Raw genomic sequence first — 16204 nt, forward strand, 5'->3', positions numbered from 1 at the left:
GCGTTATGAGGTATACGATAGGTTATGATATAGGATCGTCTTCAGTAAAGGCGGCCCTGCTGGATACTGATACAGGAAAATGTGTGGCTACGGCTATCAGCCCTGCCCAGGAAATGCCCATGCATGCGCCGGTGGCGGGATGGGCAGAACAGGATCCTGAGATGTGGTGGCAGGAAGTTCAAAATGCAACGAAAAAGTTACAACAAATTCACCCTTTTGATGGATCGGCTGTAGCAGGTATAGGCATTGCCTATCAGATGCATGGGCTGGTATGTGTGGATAAGGATCAGCAGGTTTTGCGTCCTGCAATTATCTGGTGCGACAGCAGGGCAGTTGAAATTGGGAATACAGCTTTTGAAAAGCTGAGCCCTAACTGGTGTCTGCAATATCTCTTAAACTCTCCCGGAAATTTTACAGCTTCTAAATTACGTTGGGTACAGGAGTTTGAACCTGCCATTTATGAGCGCATTGACAAAGTGATGCTCCCCGGCGATTTCATTGCTATGCGCCTTACGGGTGATGCAGCTACTACTATTTCTGGTTTGTCTGAAGGGATCTTCTGGGATTTTAGTCTGCACCAGGTATCGCCGGTGTTGCTAAAACATTATGGTATCAGTGAGAAGCTGTTGTCAGATGTGGTTCCTACTTTTGGCTTACAAGGCAAGGTGACTGCGCAGGCAGCGTCGTTGCTGGGATTGGCGCCAGGTACACCGGTCACTTACCGTGCGGGTGACCAACCGAATAATGCTTTTTCGCTGAATGTATTACAACCTGGTGAAGCTGCGACTACAGCAGGTACTTCGGGTGTGGTATATGCAGTACATGATCATATTGCATTTGATGCAGAGAGCAGGGTAAATACTTTTATACATGTGAATGATACAGCCACTGCACACCGCAATGGCGTACTTATGTGCCTGAATGGTACGGGTATTTTGAATAGCTGGATGCGGCAACTGGTAGGCAAACCATCTTACGAAGAGATGAATGCACTGGCAGCAGTAGCACCTGTAGGTTCACGTGGATTGAAGATCTACCCGTTTGGCAATGGTGCAGAACGTATTCTTGCTAACAAGGAGATTGGTGCGGAGTTCAAAGGACTCAACTTCAATATTCATGGCAGGGAACATATGCTGCGTGCCGCACAGGAAGGGATTGTATTTGCACTGAAATACGGGATGGATATTATGCAGGATATGGGATTGAATATTTCCCGGGTGAGAGCTGGCCATGCGAATATGTTCCTGAGTCCATTATTCAGAGAGGTATTTGCAAATACAGCTGATGTGGTGATTGAGTTGTACAATACAGATGGTGCGCAGGGTGCTGCAAGAGCAGCGGGTGTGGGAGCTGGATTGTATGCCGTTGAGGATGCATTTAAGGGGATGGAGTGTCTGGCTACGATAGAGCCGGAGGCGAATAATCCGTATAAGGGTATTTATGAAGAGTGGTTACAAGGATTGAAATTTTAACACACACACACATAACACGTTAGGATCAAAAAAAACACTGACAATGAGCATTACAATTGGAAACAAGGAATACTTCAAAGGCATTGGCAAAATCGCCTATGAAGGTCCTCAGTCAAACAACCCATTTGCTTACAAATGGTACGATGAGAACAGAAAGATCGGTGGTAAAACCATGAAGGAACTCTTCCGGTTTGCGGTGTCTTACTGGCACACCTTCTGCGGAACCGGCGGCGACCCATTCGGTCCGGGCACCAAACAATTCCCATGGCTTACAGCGCCAGATGCTGTGCAGAGTGCGAAAGACAAAATGGATGCAGCGTTTGAATTCATTACCAAACTGGGTCTTCCTTACTACTGCTTTCACGATGTAGACCTGGTAGACGAAGGTGCAAACATTGCTGAATACGAAAGCCGCATGCAGGCAATCGTAGCGTATGCAAAAGAAAAACAAAAAGCCAGTGGTGTAAAACTGCTCTGGGGTACTGCGAATGTATTCAGCAATCCCCGGTATATGAACGGTGCCAGTACCAACCCTGACTTTTCTGTAGTTGCATATGCAGGTACACAGGTAAAGAACTCCCTGGATGCGACTATCGCACTGGATGGTGAAAACTATGTATTCTGGGGTGGCCGCGAAGGTTACATGACCCTGCTGAACACTGATATGAAGCGTGAGCAGGACCACCTGGCGAAATTCCTTGGCATGGCGCGTGACTATGCACGCAAACAAGGTTTCAAGGGTACGTTCTTCATCGAGCCTAAACCTTGTGAGCCTACCAAACACCAGTACGATTATGATTCAGCTACTGTGATCGGTTTCCTCCGTCACTATGGTCTGGACAAGGATTTCAAACTGAACATTGAAGTAAACCATGCTACACTGGCAGGTCATACCTTCCAGCATGAGCTGCAGGTGGCCGTTGATGGTGGGTTCCTGGGCAGCATTGATGCGAACCGTGGTGATACACAAAATGGTTGGGATACTGACCAGTTCCCAATGAACCTGAATGACCTGATCGAAGCGATGCTGGTGATTTTACCAGCGGGTGGATTTGCAGGTGGTGGTGTGAACTTCGATGCGAAAGCACGTCGTAACTCTACAGACCTGGAAGACATTTTCCATGCACACATCGGTGGTATCGATTCATTTGCACGCGCAGCGATCGTAGCTGAAAAGATCCTGGAGCAGTCTCCTTACAAACAATTCCGTAAAGACCGTTATGCATCATTTGATAGCGGTAAAGGAAAGGAATTTGAAGATGGTAAACTGACGCTGGAAGATCTGCGCAGCATTGCAATTGCGAATGGCGAGCCAAAGATGATCAGTGGCAGACAGGAATGGTTAGAAAATATCATCAATCAGTATATCTAAATTTAACTGATTATATAGAAGGGCCGCTACATTGTAGCGGCCTTTTTTGTGTAACTTGGTATTATATCCAATTCAACACTATGTTTTCCATTCAAACATATCATCAATCAGGCTTTGATATTATCGCTCTTATCGATGGCGACACTGGTACACGGGCAGAAATCATTCCGGCACACAGCGCATTGCTGCATGCGTTTAAAATACCGTATGGAGAAAATTTCCTGAACATTATCGATAGTTATGAAAGTCTGGAGGATTACAAGGTGAACCTGCCGGAATACTATAAGAGCGCCAAGCTAAGTCCTTTCGCTTGTCGCATTCCTTCCGGCACCTATCGCTGGGAAGAACAGGATTATACTATTGTCAAAACACTCAGTTCCGGCAATGCCATTCATGGTCTGCTCTTCGATGTACCGTTTGAAATAGTGAGCCAGAGAGCTGATGAAAAAGGTGCGGTGCTGACATTGCGCCATACTTATACAGGGAATGATGCAGGATATCCGTTCCCCTATGACTGTGAGGTGAAGTATCACCTGGAACCCGGTCAGCAGCTACGTATCTCAACTTTTATACTGAACAATGCAGACAGGCCTATTCCTGTTATGGACGGTTGGCATCCTTATTTTAGTACAGGTACCCCGGTCGATGAGCTGGAATTGCAATTTGCTTCGGAACAAATAGTAGAATTTAATGCGCAACTGATACCAACCGGCAATGTGTTGCCTTACGACAGGTTCCTGGAAGCCCAAAGTCTGGCAGGCATACCGCTGGACAACAGTTTTGTTTTAGATTTCAGCAGGCATAGCGCCCTGGCCACACTGCGGGATCCGCGGAAACGGGTATTGATCCATTTTTACCCGGAACCATGTTATCCGATCTTACAGATCTATATCCCTAATCACCGCAACAGTATTGCGATTGAGCACCTCACCGGTGCCCCGAATGCCTTTAATAACGGCATGGGGCTGGTGACGCTGGAACCCGGTGAAGAACGGGTATTCAGCACAGCCATCACAGCTATAGCATATTAGTAACTTGTCTCCTCTGGCATAGTCTTTGAATTTTGTAAAGCATTGTTTCACCCAAAAAAGTTAATGTTATGGATACTTTACAAATAAAAGGTGCCTGGAACGAGATTAAGGGCAAGATTAAACAGAAATACGCAGATCTGACGGACGATGATTTGTTGTATGAAGAAGGACAGGAAGATCGGTTGATCGGTAAAATTCAGCAAAAGCTTGGCAAGAGCAGGGACGAAGTTATTAAAATGCTAAAATCTGTGTAAAATGGGAAGTCTATTATATATTATTGCGGTAATACTTATTATCGGTTGGTTGTTAGGCTTCTTTGTATATTCCGCAGGTGGGTTAATCCACATTCTGTTGGTAATAGCGATTATAGCCATTCTTTTACAGGTAATAAGAGGGTCCAGTTGAGTAATCATACTTTAACTGTGGCAAAATAATCATGTAAAATCCCCCTGGCAACGGGGGGATTTTTAGTTTTTTTAAGGAACTTGGTGGAATAAACAGAACAGATATATGAAACAATTGCCCTTATTGCTCCTGCTGGTACTTTGCAGTCTACTGGCAGAAAAGAGCCAGGCACAGGTTACCCTCACCGGTACGATTATAGACAAGGAGAATGGATTAGTACTGCCATACGCAAGTATTACAAACAAGACAACCGGGCGAAGGTCCTATTCTGATAAGGGCGGTTTTTACAAGATTTCAGCGAAGAAGGGAGACATGGTAGTGTTTGCTTTTCTTGGGTACAATCCCGATAGCCTGTTAGTCAGTGCCGACAATGGGATCGTAACGAGGGAGATTCACCTGGTAGTAGAAAGCCGGCAATTGCATGGGGTAGAGGTGACCACGAAATTCACACCTTATCAGCTGGACTCCATCAACAGGCGGGATCTGTTCGGGTATATACTGGATAATCCTAACAAGCCATTGGCAGGTGGTAGTACACCGGTAGGCGCAGGGATCGTGTTTAGTCCATTCACCCGGTATTCAAGAAGGGAGAAACAGAAGCGAGAGTTCAAGAAGATTTATGCCAAGGCTGAAAAGGACAGATACATCGATTCAAGGTATACTCCGTTATTTGTGAGTAGGGTGACCACATTGAAAGGTGATAGCCTGAGACTGTTTATGATGGAGAATTATCCTGACTATGATACGCTGAGAATGATGCCGACAGAGGATCTGATGTATTGGATTACGGATAAGTATAAAGCGTGGAAGAAGTAGTGAAAAAGAAATATCAGCAAAAATTCAATAAAGGTATTTTGTTTTAGAAAACTCATTAAATAAGAACGGCCACCCTGAATCCAGAGTGGCCGTTTTGGTTGCAGAGGCCAATAGAAAAAATATATTATCAGTTGTAGACTTTCACCATATATACGAAGTCTTCCAGCTTTTTGATCTGTTCTACGCGGGTCAGATTCTCAAGGCGATTCTTGTGATTCCATTTACCCATCTTTTCTTTCGGCATTTCTTCCAGCAGGCGTTTCAGCTGTGCTGATTTCACTGCGAAAGCAATCCCGTCAGCAGTTGTTTGTTTGCCGGTTACAATACCTACTACATCACCCTTTGCATCCATCAGCGGTGCACCACTGTTGCCTGGGTTTACAGGTATAGAAACCTGGTAAGCGGCAGAGTCTCCATTGAAACCAGTCTGTGCACTGATATAACCTTCTCCATAAACAATCTCGTCACGTGGATAACCCAGTGTAAAGACTTTCTCGCCACGCAGGGCTTTCTGGAATTTTACAGAATAAGGAATAGGCTGGCTTCTGAAGGTGCTATCTGTGATCTTTAAGATCGCCAGATCGCTGGAGATGTCTTCGAATACGCTGGTAGCTTTGTAAGCTTCCCCTTTGGTATTCTGGATATAGATAGAATCAGCACCTGCAACCACATGGTAGTTAGTGACCACATACCCATTGTCGGTAATGGCAAAACCTGTGCCTCCGTAAGTGCCGGGGTTGACAGGTAACCGTTTCTTGTTATTAATATCGTTGATAAGGGCGTTCTGAGAGCGCTGAATATTGTTCAGCACCCGTCTTACATCCTCATATTGTGCGGTAGTTTTTTGCCTGTTAGCTTTCTGGATAAGTGCGATCGTGCTCAGCGAGGTAACGAGGGCGATACAGGCAGCGGCCGCAACGTTAGTAAGCAACCTTCTGCGGAAAGGGATAACCCTGGCTGGAGCAGGAGAGGCTGCATTGCGCAGCATGTCCATATCGAGGGAGGCATGGATATGATCCATTTTCTCCTGTAGCGCCAATCTGCGGCCGTAACTTTCCAGCTGTGCCGTAATGTGCTGATGGGCTTTCAACTGCTCATTTACTACCGGGTTGGATTGACACAGCGCTTCGAATGCAGTTTTTTCCTGCATATTCATGTCGCCTTCCAGATAGCGTTCAATATCACGAATTAAATTTGTATCATTCATCGCCTGTAAACCACTTTGCGGGTCCTGTAGGGGCCCTATAATTTATATTTATCAAAAAAGAGTTTCTTCAATCGCATCAGGCACTTATACTTCTGATTCTTTGCATTTTCCGCGTTTGTGTACCCGAATTTCTCTGCTATATCTGCCATGGAGAGTTTCCTGATATAATAATCTTCCAGGATGGTCTTGCAGGGTTCTCCCATGTTACCCAAAGATTGCTCCATGATGCGGAACTGTTCGTCCTTTTTATCATGGTCTTCCATGTGGTTGTCTGCCGGTATTACTGCTTCCAATTCCTCCGGCAGGGAGAGCTGCCAGCTGCCTGACTGGAGTTTTTTGAGCCAGAGGTGGCGGCAGATGGCGTATAAATAGGTCTTGAGTTTACTATAGAGATCAAATTCGCTTGTCTGTGCTTTCTCATATAGTACGATCATGGCCTCCTGGAAAAGATCTTTTGCATCATCCTCAGAACCTTTATGCTGTAAAACCATTCTTAATACGGCCGGAAAATTTTCCACGTAAATGGTAGACAGCGCTTTATCGTCATTCCGGGTAAGTCCCAGTAATAATTCCCGATCCCTTTCTATGTTCAGATTATGCTTCACTTATTAATACTATTATATCGCTTTGGTAACCCAAAGTAGGGGAAAAAAAATAAGTTTTCAGCCATGTGATAGATGCAGACTGCCATCTTTTTTCATATAAACTTATAATTTATATAATTAAAAACCTTGCCTATGGCTGGTTTTATTTAAAAAATAGATTTTTTGAAAAATATTTCTGAAAAGCTGGGTTACCTTTCTTTCATCCTGGTATAAAGAAGAAACAATATTTCAAAAAACCTAAAAAATAAAAAAATGAAGAACGCACTGAAAATTGGTTTCTTAGCATTAGCACTGGGTGTATTTGTAACTGCATGTGGCGGTGGCGCAAGCGAAACTGCTACTGATTCTACAGCTGCAGCTACACAGGCAATCGATTCAGTAGCAAACGCTGCTAACGATTCTATCACTGCTAAAGCTGATACCGCTAAAGCTGCAACCGATTCTATCGCTGCTGCTGCTAAAGATTCAGTTAAGCACTAATCTTACTCCGCAAGCAATAAAGCTTTTTATATGCCGCTCTGCAACCGTAGGGCGGTTTTTTTTTATCTACAGGGGTAGGGAAGCCATCATTTTTGAATAAATCATTGAATTTCCGGTCTTTTATTGAACAGAATGTAATTTTTAATAAAAGTGCTTGGACAATTCAAATCCTGATGTATTTTTGTTGGGCAATTCAAGCAAATTATGATACAGCAAACAACCTTTGGTTACTTTTATGGTTTCTACTTTTTCTGGTACCAGAATTAGGGAGGTCGTTTGTAGTACTTAAACATAAAAAGAAACTAACAAAAAGGCCTCCCGATAAGGGAGGCCTTCTTTTTTTTAAATAACTCGATATATGTTACGCCGTTTCAGTCTTTACTTCTTTTACTTTTTTTACTTTTTCTTTTACGTCGTAAAGGCCGGGACTCTCTTGTAAAAAATGCACTAAACATATAACTGCACTTTAAAGGGTCCCGGCTCAACCGGGGCCCTTTTTCATTTTATCCGGTAGTTGTTGTAGCAACTATCAAATACAAACAAATCAAATTAAACGATGCACATCGCAATTCAGGGATTCGAAGGGTGTTTTCACCAAATAGCGGCACAAGGATACTATGGAAAGGATATAACGATCGAATGTTGTGCTTCATTCGCGGAATTGATTAAAAAAGTAAAAACGCAGGTAGCCGATGCAGGTGTGATGGCCATCGAAAACTCGATTGCCGGAAGTATTCTTCCAAACTACACGCTGCTGAAAAACTCGAACCTGCATGTGGTAGGAGAAGTATACCTGCATATCAAACAGCATCTGATGGCGCTACCCGGTACGCCATTGGACGATATCAGGGAAGTACACAGTCATCATATGGCGCTGTTGCAGTGTACTGACTTCCTGGACAAGTATCCGCAAATGAAGCTGGTGGAAACTGAAGATACCGCCCTGAGTGCAAAACATGTGGCTACCAAGAAATTGAAAACCACAGCAGCTATCGCGGGCAAACTGGCAGCTGAAATTTATGGTCTGGAAATCATTGCACCAAACATCCATACCATCAAAAATAACTATACCCGTTTTCTGGTGATCTCTCCAAATGGGGTAGAACCTGCGGCCGATTCCAACAAAGCATCTGTATACTTCCAGACGTCTCACGAATCTGGTAGTCTGGCAAAGGTGCTGACACAGGTAGCAAGTACAGGTATTAACCTGAGCAAACTGCAGTCTTTCCCAATGCCAACCAAAGAGTGGAACTATTATTTCCATGCCGATTTCGAATTCGAAGATCTGGCTACTTTCCAGAAAGGCATCAGCAAAATCACACCGCTGACTGAACATCTGAAAGTGCTCGGTATCTACAAAAAAGGCAAAACATTATAATCCTATTTTTCAATCTTACGATATGAACTTACAGGTAGCAAAACGGTTGCAACAAACAGAAGAATACTACTTCTCCAAAAAACTGAGAGAAATAGATGAAATGAACAGGGCTGGTGCCAAAGTGATCAACCTTGGTATTGGTAGTCCTGATCTGCCCCCGCATCCTTCTGTGATCGAGGCATTGACTGACAATGCTCATCGCCCCGATACGCATGCCTATCAAGGGTACAAAGGGATCCCTGCTTTGCGCCAGGCAATGGCCAGCTGGTATCAGCGCTACTACAGCGTGACCCTGGACCCTGAGAAAGAAGTATTGCCACTGATCGGTTCCAAAGAAGGTATTATGCACATATGCATGACCTACCTGCAGGAAGGTGATGAAGCCCTGGTACCCAACCCGGGTTACCCTACCTACCGTTCTGCTGTGAACCTGAGTGGTGCTACCGTAAGAGACTATGACCTGGAAGAAAAAAACGGATGGTTGCCTGATCTCGATGCACTGGCTAAAACTGACCTGAGCAAGGTGAAACTGATGTGGGTAAACTATCCGCATATGCCAACCGGTGCCCGTTTCAACACTACCTTTGCAGAAAAGCTGATCAGATTTGCCAACGATCATAATATCCTCATCTGCCACGACAATCCTTACAGCTTTATCCTGAATGCACAGCCACAAAGCTTATTGCAAACACCAGGGGCGAAGGATGTGGTACTGGAACTGAACTCACTGAGCAAATCATCTAACATGGCCGGATGGCGCGTGGGTATGCTGGTGGGTAAACAGGAGTGGATCAACGAGGTACTGCGTTTCAAAAGTAATATGGATTCCGGTATGTTCCAGCCATTGCAAATGGCCGCTGTAAAAGCACTGGAACTGGGGCCTGAATGGTATGCAGCGCTAAATGAGATCTATACCGGCCGCCGTCAGAAAGTATTTGAACTGCTGGAATTGCTGAACTGTACTTTTGATCGTGACCAGGTAGGTATGTTCGTATGGGCTAAGATACCAGCAACTGCGAAAGACGGATTTACTGTGACGGACGAAATTCTGCAGAAAGCGCAGGTATTTATCACACCGGGTGGTATCTTCGGTAGTAACGGTAACGGATATATAAGGGTGAGCCTTTGTAAAGATGAAAAAGTATTTGACGAAGTGTTGCAACGGATCAGGGCAATTAAATAAACAGACAAAGTTATGATCGTAACGATAGTTGGTACTGGTTTAATCGGTGGATCTCTGGCCATCAGCCTGAGAACAAAGAGTGTGGCCACCCACATCATCGGTGTGGACCACAACGAAGATAATCTTAAAAAGGCGCAGGAGCTTGGCATCATCGATGAAGGTGCTACCCTGGAAGCAGCCATGCAGCGTTCAACAGTGGTCATACTTGCAATACCTGTAGACGGTTTGCTGAAAGTGTTGCCTGCTATATTGGATAACGCGGGACCACAACAGGTGATCATGGATGTGGGCTCTACAAAAGAAAAAATATTAGCACTCGTTGCCGGTCATCCCCACAGAGGACGCTTTGTAGCTGCCCACCCGATGGCCGGCACGGAGTATTCCGGCCCCGAAGCTGCCATACCGAACCTCTTCACCAACAAGACCATGGTGCTGTGCGATGTGAAAAACAGTGATGAAGACGCCGTGGAAATTGTTGAGGATATGGTAGACAAACTGCAGATGCGTCTCGTATATATGAATGCGGAAGAGCATGACCTGCATACAGCCTACGTATCGCACATCTCTCACATCACCTCCTTTGCACTGGCACTGACCGTACTGCAAAAGGAAAAAGAGCACGGACGGATCTTTGAACTGGCAAGTGGTGGTTTTGAATCAACCGTACGTCTGGCCAAGAGCTCTCCTGATATGTGGGTACCGATCTTTAAGCATAACCGTCATAATGTGCTGGATGTACTGGATGAACATATCCACCAGCTGCAACAGATGAAGGACCTGCTGGAAAATGAAGATTATGACGCTTTTTATAAACTGATCCAGAAATCAAATAAGATCAGAAAGATCTTAAAATAAGTAATCAATCGTTCGTGGGCTATAGTCGATGGCTCATAGCAACAAACCAAATAATCAAATCAAACACTATGGACTATCGACTATAGTCTGTGGACTAAAAAACTACAACGATGGTATTAGCAGACATCCTCTCCAACACGAAATTCTCTGATCCGGGCTCAGATAAGAAGCCGTTGATCATTTCCGGCCCTTGCAGCGCTGAAACTGAAGAGCAGGTACTTGAAACCGCACAGCGCCTGGCTAAGACAGGTAAAGTAGATGTACTGCGTGCTGGCATCTGGAAACCACGTACCCGCCCAGGTTCCTTCGAAGGTATTGGTGTACAGGGTCTGCCATGGTTACAGAAAGCAAAAGCCCTGACCGGTTTACCAGTAGCTGTGGAAGTAGCTACCCGTCAGCAGGTGGAAGAAGCCCTGGCACATGATGTAGATATCCTGTGGATTGGTGCACGTACCACTGTGAACCCATTCTCTGTGCAGGAAGTAGCTGATGCGCTGAAAGGTGTGGATACAACTGTATTGATCAAGAACCCAATCAACCCGGACCTGGAACTGTGGGTAGGTGCAGTAGAGCGTGTGCGTAACTCCGGCATTACCAAAATTGGTCTGATCCACCGTGGATTCTCCAGCTATGGCAATACTGAATACCGTAATGCACCGATGTGGCACCTGCCAATCGAAATGAAACGTCGTATGCCAGAACTGCCTATCGTGTGCGATCCTAGTCACATTGGTGGTCGTCGTGACATACTGCAGGAAATCGGTCAGGAAGCAATCGACCTGGATTACGATGGTCTGATGCTGGAATCACATATTGATCCGGACAAAGCATGGAGCGATGCGAAACAACAGGTTACTCCTGAAAGACTGGCAGAAATTTTGGATGGTATCAAGTGGCGCCATGAACGTACCGATGTAAAAGAATTCAACTCTGCACTGGATAAACTGCGTGGTCAGATCAACCAGATTGATGATGAAATTCTGCTGTTGCTGGGCAATCGTATGAAGATTGCTGAGAAGATTGGTCTCTACAAGAAAGAGAACAACGTGACCATCCTGCAAACGAACCGCTGGAATGAAATCCTGGAGCGTGGTATCGCTAAGGGTGACAAACTGGGTCTGACAAAGGATTTCATCCTGAAATACTTCGATGCAGTTCACCTGGAATCAATCAACAGGCAGAACAGAGTAATGAACGAAGGCAAATAAATGGCGTCCTGAGTAATCAGGCACAACCATACATCATTATATGAGAACATTATCTTACCAGTTCCAGCACAGTGCTACCAAATATTACCTGGGAGAGAGCCTCCACCAGCTGGGCAATTATGCAGATCCATCCCGTACCGTACTGGTTGTGGATGATAATGTGGATAAACTCCACGGAATGAAATTGCAGGGTTGGAGGAAGCTGGTGATTCCGGATGGAGAAGAGAATAAAAGTGAGGAAGTACTCGAACAGATCATTGATGGGCTCATAGAGCTGGAAGCTGACCGCAAGACTATGCTCGTTGGTATAGGCGGTGGCATGACCACAGATTTAACAGGTTATGCCGCCAGCATATATATGCGTGGTATGCCGGTAGGTTTCGTACCTACTACGCTGCTCGCACAGGTAGATGCATCTATCGGTGGCAAGAACGGTATCAACCATGGTAAACATAAGAATATGCTGGGCACCATCCGGCAACCGGAGTTTATCCTGTTTGACTATTCACTGCCACTGACCATGCCTGACGAAGAATGGCATAATGGTTTTGCGGAGATCATTAAGTATGCCTGCATCATGGATGCAGGTATGTTCACTTACCTCGAAGAAAACCGGGATAAGGCCATGCAAAAGGATGTAGCCGTTCTGGAATACCTGGTAGAACGCTCTGTAGAGCTGAAGACCAAGGTAGTACTGGAAGATGAATTTGAGCAGGCGTCTCGTCGCTGGCTCAACTTTGGCCACACCCTGGGGCATGCAGTAGAAAAAATTGAGAACATCGCCCATGGTAAAGCGGTGGCAATCGGGATGGTGGCAGCAGCCAAAATTTCTGAGAAGCTCTCTACTTTGCCAGTAGAACAAACAAACCGGTTGATCAGGCTGATCAATGATTACCAGTTGCCGGTGACCCTGACTTCCAACAAAGAAGAGATGTATGACATCTTCAAGCTGGATAAGAAAAGGGAAAAGGATGCGATCAATTTTGTGCTGCTGGAACAATTAGGTAGCGCGCATACAAAGGCTGTACCGCTGGCAACGCTGAAGCAGTTGCTGGAGGAGCTATAAACAACCAAACACACACATGCAAGTAACAATATTACCCGGCAGCATTCATGGCACCGTAACTGCCAATCCTTCCAAAAGCGCTATGCAAAGGGCAGTAGCCGCAGCGTTGCTGAGCAATGGTAAAAGCATTATCCGGAATCCGGGCTTGAGCAATGACTGTCTCGCAGCACTGGATGTAGCCAGCAAACTGGGTGCAACTATCAATCGTCAGGAAGATTATATCGGGATTACCAGCAATGGTATTCACCCGGTACAGTCTGCAGATAACGAAATTAATTGTGGAGAATCCGGTCTTGGTATCCGCATGTTTACACCGATCGCATCTTTGTCTGCACTGCCTATTACCATCAATGGTCATGGTAGTCTGACCACCCGTCCTATGAACTTCTTCGAAGAAGTTTTACCACAGGTGGGGGTAAAGATCAGCAGCCGTGAGGGCAAGCTGCCTTTGCACATTCAGGGCCCATTACAGGCGCAGAATATTACGATTGATGGTTCACTTAGCTCACAGTTCTTAACAGGCTTATTAATGGCCTTTGGTGCTGTTGCAGAAGATGTGACTATCACCGTTAAAGACCTGAAGAGTAAACCTTATATCGCCCTTACCCTGCAGCTCATGGAGCAATTTGGGGTACAGGTGAAAGAGGAGAACTTTGAGCGTTTCTCATTTGGTAAGAAACAGGCATATAAAGCCGGCGAATATACTGTAGAAGGAGATTGGAGCGGTGCTGCGTTCCTGCTGGTGGCTGCTGCTGTAGCTGGTAAGGCAGAGGTACACCACCTCAATACACAATCTGCACAATCTGATAAAGCGATACTGGAAGCACTGGAAAAAGCAGGCGCTGGTCTGATGTCAGGTGTATTCACTGTGAATGTGGAAAAGCAACAATTAAAAGCGTTTGATTTCGATGCGACTGATTGTCCTGATCTGTTCCCTCCACTGGTAGCGCTGGCAGCTAATTGCGAAGGCACTACGAAAATACTGGGTGTGAGCAGGCTGGCACACAAGGAAAGTGACCGTGGTAAAACCTTACAGGAAGAATTTGGTAAACTGGGTATCAGTATTGACCTGCATGGCGATGAAATGCTGGTGCATGGTGGTACTGGTATTACCGGTGGTACTGTTCGCTCTCACAATGATCACAGGATTGCCATGGCATGTGCAGTAGCTGCACTGACAGCGAGTGGTCCGGTAGTGATTGAAGATGCGGAGGCGATTAACAAATCTTATCCTGAATTTTACGAACATTTGCAGAAGTTAGGCGGTGTAGTAAAACAGGAAGGAGCCACCAGTCAGGTACATTAACACGACATTGATAAATCAGCATACTAATGAACAGTTTCGGTAGATTATTCCGGGTAAATGTTTTTGGAGAGTCGCATGGCGCTAGTGTAGGCGTGAATATTGACGGTGTACCGGCAGGTATTCCGCTGAAGCAGGAAGATTTCCTGCCAGACCTGGACAGGCGCAAAGCGGGCGCCAAAGGCACCACACCGCGTAAGGAAGATGATCTGCCTTACATCAAATCAGGCGTTTTCAATGACCATACAACTGGTGCGCCGATTACAATTTTGTTTGAGAACAACAATACGCGTAGTACTGACTATGAGAAGCTGCGTGAGTTTCCACGTCCCGGTCATGCAGATTTTGTAGCTACACATAAGTATGGTGGCTTTGAAGATTACCGTGGTGGCGGACACTTTAGCGGCAGGCTTACACTGAACCTGGTAGCTGCTGGTGTAATAGCCAAGAAGATATTGGGGGAAAGCATTAAGGTAACAGCAACTTTGAAAGAAGTGGCAGGATTGCCTGATGCAGCGCAGGGACTGGAAGCAGCGATTGCTGCAAAAGACTCTGTAGGTGGTATCGTAGAATGCGTGGTAGAAGGGCTGCCAATCGGATTGGGAGAGCCTTTCTTTGACTCCGTAGAGTCTTGTATTGCACATGCGGTGTTTGCTATTCCGGCAATCAAAGGCATTGAGTTCGGTGCAGGGTTTGCTGCGGCAAAGATGAAAGGGATAGAGCATAACGATGCGATACTGGATGCCAGTGGGAAGACTGCTACAAATAATGCGGGTGGTGTAGTAGGGGGTATTACCAACGGGAATCCTTTGGTATTCCGTGTGGCGGTGAAACCTACTTCAAGCACGCCTAAGGAGCAGCATACATTGAATATTAAGAGTGGACAGGTAGAGGCTTTTAGTGTGAAGGGAAGACATGATTTGTGTATAGCGCTGAGGGTACCGGTGGTGTTGGAAGCTGTGGCGGCGATGGCGCTGGCAGATTTGATGATGGTGGAGCAGCGGAGTCCCAGAGTGTGGAAATAACTTAAAACAAAAAGGGGAATTACAATCGTAATTCCCCTTTTTTATTACTTCTCGATGTCTAATAATTCCACATCAAAAATCAGTGCGCTATTTGGTCCGATCTTCGGCCCTGCCTGGCGTTCACCATAAGCAAGATCAGCAGGTATAAACAACCTCCATTTAGAACCTACAGGCATCAACTGCAGCGCCTCAGTCCAACCCTTAATTACTCCACCCACGGGGAAGGAGATAGGCTGACCTCTTTCTACAGAACTATCAAACACAGTCCCGTCGATCAGGGTACCATGATAATGTGTTTTTACCTTATCTGCCGCGGTTGGTTTTGGACCATTACCTTCTTTCAGAATCTGGTATTGTAAACCGCTAGGTAGTGCTACTACCCCTGGTTTGGTCTTATTCTCTGCCAGGAATTTTTCACCTGCTTCTTTGTTCTTTTGCATCTTTTCCGCTTTTATCTGTTGGAGATAATTACTGATACTCATATTTGCTATTTCTTTTGCTACTAACGTTGTATCCTTCAGTGCATCCTCGATCGCATGTCTCAGTACATTCAGGTTCAGGCTATCCAAACCCTGTGTCTTGAGGGTATTGCCGATATCCTGACCAATGCCATAGCTTACGGTGTCGATCTTAGTCTGCAATAATGGTGCTACAGGAACAACAGTTTGCTCCTTGTCTTTGTTCTTTTTAGATCTTTTCTGCGCAAATCCATTCAGGGATATGACGCCGAGTGCTCCCAATAATAGGGCTTTTTTAATCATAAAATAGTAGTTATCAATGGTAATGGACTTACGAAAT

At 45.5% G+C, this 16204-nt stretch carries 17 protein-coding genes; 14 read left to right on the forward strand and 3 right to left on the reverse strand.

Going from position 1 to position 16204, the window contains the following annotated elements:
- Positions 1-5: 5 nt before the first annotated feature.
- The 6 genes from SIO70_RS11020 (at position 6) to SIO70_RS11045 (ending at position 5096) form a co-directional block, all read left to right on the forward strand.
- Entirely contained in the window at positions 6-1472 is a 1467-nt protein-coding gene (locus tag SIO70_RS11020; RefSeq protein ID WP_320580919.1) for a xylulokinase, read from the forward strand.
- 43 nt (positions 1473-1515) lie between these two features.
- Complete coding sequence (gene xylA / locus SIO70_RS11025) at positions 1516-2844, forward strand: xylose isomerase (RefSeq protein WP_320580920.1); 1329 nt, start codon at positions 1516-1518, stop codon at positions 2842-2844.
- An 80-nt stretch (positions 2845-2924) separates the two neighbouring features.
- Positions 2925-3875 carry an aldose 1-epimerase gene (locus SIO70_RS11030; RefSeq protein WP_320580921.1) on the forward strand — a complete coding sequence of 317 codons (951 nt, stop codon included), beginning with the start codon at positions 2925-2927 and terminating at the stop codon, positions 3873-3875.
- A gap of 68 nt (positions 3876-3943) precedes the next feature.
- Positions 3944-4129: a CsbD family protein gene (locus SIO70_RS11035; RefSeq protein WP_320580922.1), complete on the forward strand. Its 186-nt coding sequence runs from the start codon at positions 3944-3946 to the stop codon at positions 4127-4129.
- A gap of 1 nt (position 4130) precedes the next feature.
- The gene (locus SIO70_RS11040; protein ID WP_320580923.1) at positions 4131-4280 is read left to right on the forward strand and encodes a lmo0937 family membrane protein; all 150 of its coding nucleotides are present in this window, start codon (positions 4131-4133) and stop codon (positions 4278-4280) included.
- Positions 4281-4385: 105 nt separating this feature from the next.
- Complete coding sequence (locus SIO70_RS11045) at positions 4386-5096, forward strand: carboxypeptidase-like regulatory domain-containing protein (RefSeq protein ID WP_320580924.1); 711 nt, start codon at positions 4386-4388, stop codon at positions 5094-5096.
- Positions 5097-5223: 127 nt separating this feature from the next.
- Here the strand turns inward: SIO70_RS11045 and SIO70_RS11050 are convergent, their stop codons facing one another.
- Positions 5224-6303: a S1C family serine protease gene (locus SIO70_RS11050; RefSeq protein WP_320580925.1), complete on the reverse strand. Its 1080-nt coding sequence runs from the start codon at positions 6301-6303 to the stop codon at positions 5224-5226.
- A gap of 35 nt (positions 6304-6338) precedes the next feature.
- A complete protein-coding gene (locus SIO70_RS11055) occupies positions 6339-6908 on the reverse strand; it encodes an RNA polymerase sigma factor (RefSeq protein ID WP_083721421.1) in 570 nt (189 codons plus the stop codon).
- 252 nt (positions 6909-7160) lie between these two features.
- On the opposite strand from SIO70_RS11055, the gene SIO70_RS11060 reads away from it, so the two are divergent.
- The 8 genes from SIO70_RS11060 to SIO70_RS11095 all read left to right on the forward strand — a co-directional run bounded on the left by SIO70_RS11060 (position 7161) and on the right by SIO70_RS11095 (position 15406).
- Positions 7161-7388 carry a hypothetical protein gene (locus tag SIO70_RS11060; RefSeq protein WP_320580926.1) on the forward strand — a complete coding sequence of 76 codons (228 nt, stop codon included), beginning with the start codon at positions 7161-7163 and terminating at the stop codon, positions 7386-7388.
- 556 nt (positions 7389-7944) lie between these two features.
- On the forward strand, positions 7945-8766 hold the full coding sequence (locus tag SIO70_RS11065; protein WP_320580927.1) for a prephenate dehydratase: 822 nt from the start codon (positions 7945-7947) through the stop codon (positions 8764-8766).
- Positions 8767-8788: 22 nt separating this feature from the next.
- Positions 8789-9949, forward strand: coding sequence for a pyridoxal phosphate-dependent aminotransferase (locus SIO70_RS11070; RefSeq protein WP_320580928.1), 1161 nt, complete (start codon positions 8789-8791; stop codon positions 9947-9949).
- Between the two features lie 12 nt (positions 9950-9961).
- The gene (locus SIO70_RS11075; protein WP_320580929.1) at positions 9962-10804 is read left to right on the forward strand and encodes a prephenate dehydrogenase; all 843 of its coding nucleotides are present in this window, start codon (positions 9962-9964) and stop codon (positions 10802-10804) included.
- Positions 10805-10914: 110 nt separating this feature from the next.
- Positions 10915-12012 carry a chorismate mutase gene (locus SIO70_RS11080; RefSeq protein WP_072359902.1) on the forward strand — a complete coding sequence of 366 codons (1098 nt, stop codon included), beginning with the start codon at positions 10915-10917 and terminating at the stop codon, positions 12010-12012.
- Positions 12013-12052: 40 nt separating this feature from the next.
- Complete coding sequence (gene aroB / locus SIO70_RS11085; RefSeq protein ID WP_320580930.1) at positions 12053-13078, forward strand: 3-dehydroquinate synthase; 1026 nt, start codon at positions 12053-12055, stop codon at positions 13076-13078.
- A gap of 16 nt (positions 13079-13094) precedes the next feature.
- A complete protein-coding gene (gene aroA, locus SIO70_RS11090; protein WP_320580931.1) occupies positions 13095-14384 on the forward strand; it encodes a 3-phosphoshikimate 1-carboxyvinyltransferase in 1290 nt (429 codons plus the stop codon).
- Between the two features lie 26 nt (positions 14385-14410).
- Positions 14411-15406, forward strand: a complete 996-nt coding sequence (locus SIO70_RS11095; protein WP_083720780.1) for a chorismate synthase — start codon at positions 14411-14413, stop codon at positions 15404-15406.
- Between the two features lie 44 nt (positions 15407-15450).
- On the opposite strand, the gene SIO70_RS11100 is transcribed toward SIO70_RS11095, so the two are convergent.
- A complete protein-coding gene (locus tag SIO70_RS11100; protein ID WP_083720778.1) occupies positions 15451-16167 on the reverse strand; it encodes an FKBP-type peptidyl-prolyl cis-trans isomerase in 717 nt (238 codons plus the stop codon).
- Positions 16168-16204 lie beyond the last annotated feature (37 nt).

The sequence above is a fragment of the Chitinophaga sancti genome, from assembly GCF_034087045.1.
In the GTDB taxonomy this organism is placed as follows: Bacteria; Bacteroidota; Bacteroidia; order Chitinophagales; family Chitinophagaceae; genus Chitinophaga; species Chitinophaga sancti_B.

Bases quoted from the DNA above. Each gene is read 5' to 3' on its own strand.
- SIO70_RS11020 (WP_320580919.1), top strand. From the start codon at position 6: ATGAGGTATACGATAGGTTATGATATAGGATCGTCTTCAGTAAAGGCG.
- xylA (WP_320580920.1), top strand. From the start codon at position 1,516: ATGAGCATTACAATTGGAAACAAGGAATACTTCAAAGGCATTGGCAAA.
- SIO70_RS11030 (WP_320580921.1), top strand. From the start codon at position 2,925: ATGTTTTCCATTCAAACATATCATCAATCAGGCTTTGATATTATCGCT.
- SIO70_RS11035 (WP_320580922.1), top strand. From the start codon at position 3,944: ATGGATACTTTACAAATAAAAGGTGCCTGGAACGAGATTAAGGGCAAG.
- SIO70_RS11040 (WP_320580923.1), top strand. From the start codon at position 4,131: ATGGGAAGTCTATTATATATTATTGCGGTAATACTTATTATCGGTTGG.
- SIO70_RS11045 (WP_320580924.1), top strand. From the start codon at position 4,386: ATGAAACAATTGCCCTTATTGCTCCTGCTGGTACTTTGCAGTCTACTG.
- SIO70_RS11050 (WP_320580925.1), bottom strand. From the start codon at position 6,303: ATGAATGATACAAATTTAATTCGTGATATTGAACGCTATCTGGAAGGC.
- SIO70_RS11060 (WP_320580926.1), top strand. From the start codon at position 7,161: ATGAAGAACGCACTGAAAATTGGTTTCTTAGCATTAGCACTGGGTGTA.
- SIO70_RS11065 (WP_320580927.1), top strand. From the start codon at position 7,945: ATGCACATCGCAATTCAGGGATTCGAAGGGTGTTTTCACCAAATAGCG.
- SIO70_RS11070 (WP_320580928.1), top strand. From the start codon at position 8,789: ATGAACTTACAGGTAGCAAAACGGTTGCAACAAACAGAAGAATACTAC.
- SIO70_RS11075 (WP_320580929.1), top strand. From the start codon at position 9,962: ATGATCGTAACGATAGTTGGTACTGGTTTAATCGGTGGATCTCTGGCC.
- SIO70_RS11080 (WP_072359902.1), top strand. From the start codon at position 10,915: ATGGTATTAGCAGACATCCTCTCCAACACGAAATTCTCTGATCCGGGC.
- aroB (WP_320580930.1), top strand. From the start codon at position 12,053: ATGAGAACATTATCTTACCAGTTCCAGCACAGTGCTACCAAATATTAC.
- aroA (WP_320580931.1), top strand. From the start codon at position 13,095: ATGCAAGTAACAATATTACCCGGCAGCATTCATGGCACCGTAACTGCC.
- SIO70_RS11095 (WP_083720780.1), top strand. From the start codon at position 14,411: ATGAACAGTTTCGGTAGATTATTCCGGGTAAATGTTTTTGGAGAGTCG.
- SIO70_RS11100 (WP_083720778.1), bottom strand. From the start codon at position 16,167: ATGATTAAAAAAGCCCTATTATTGGGAGCACTCGGCGTCATATCCCTG.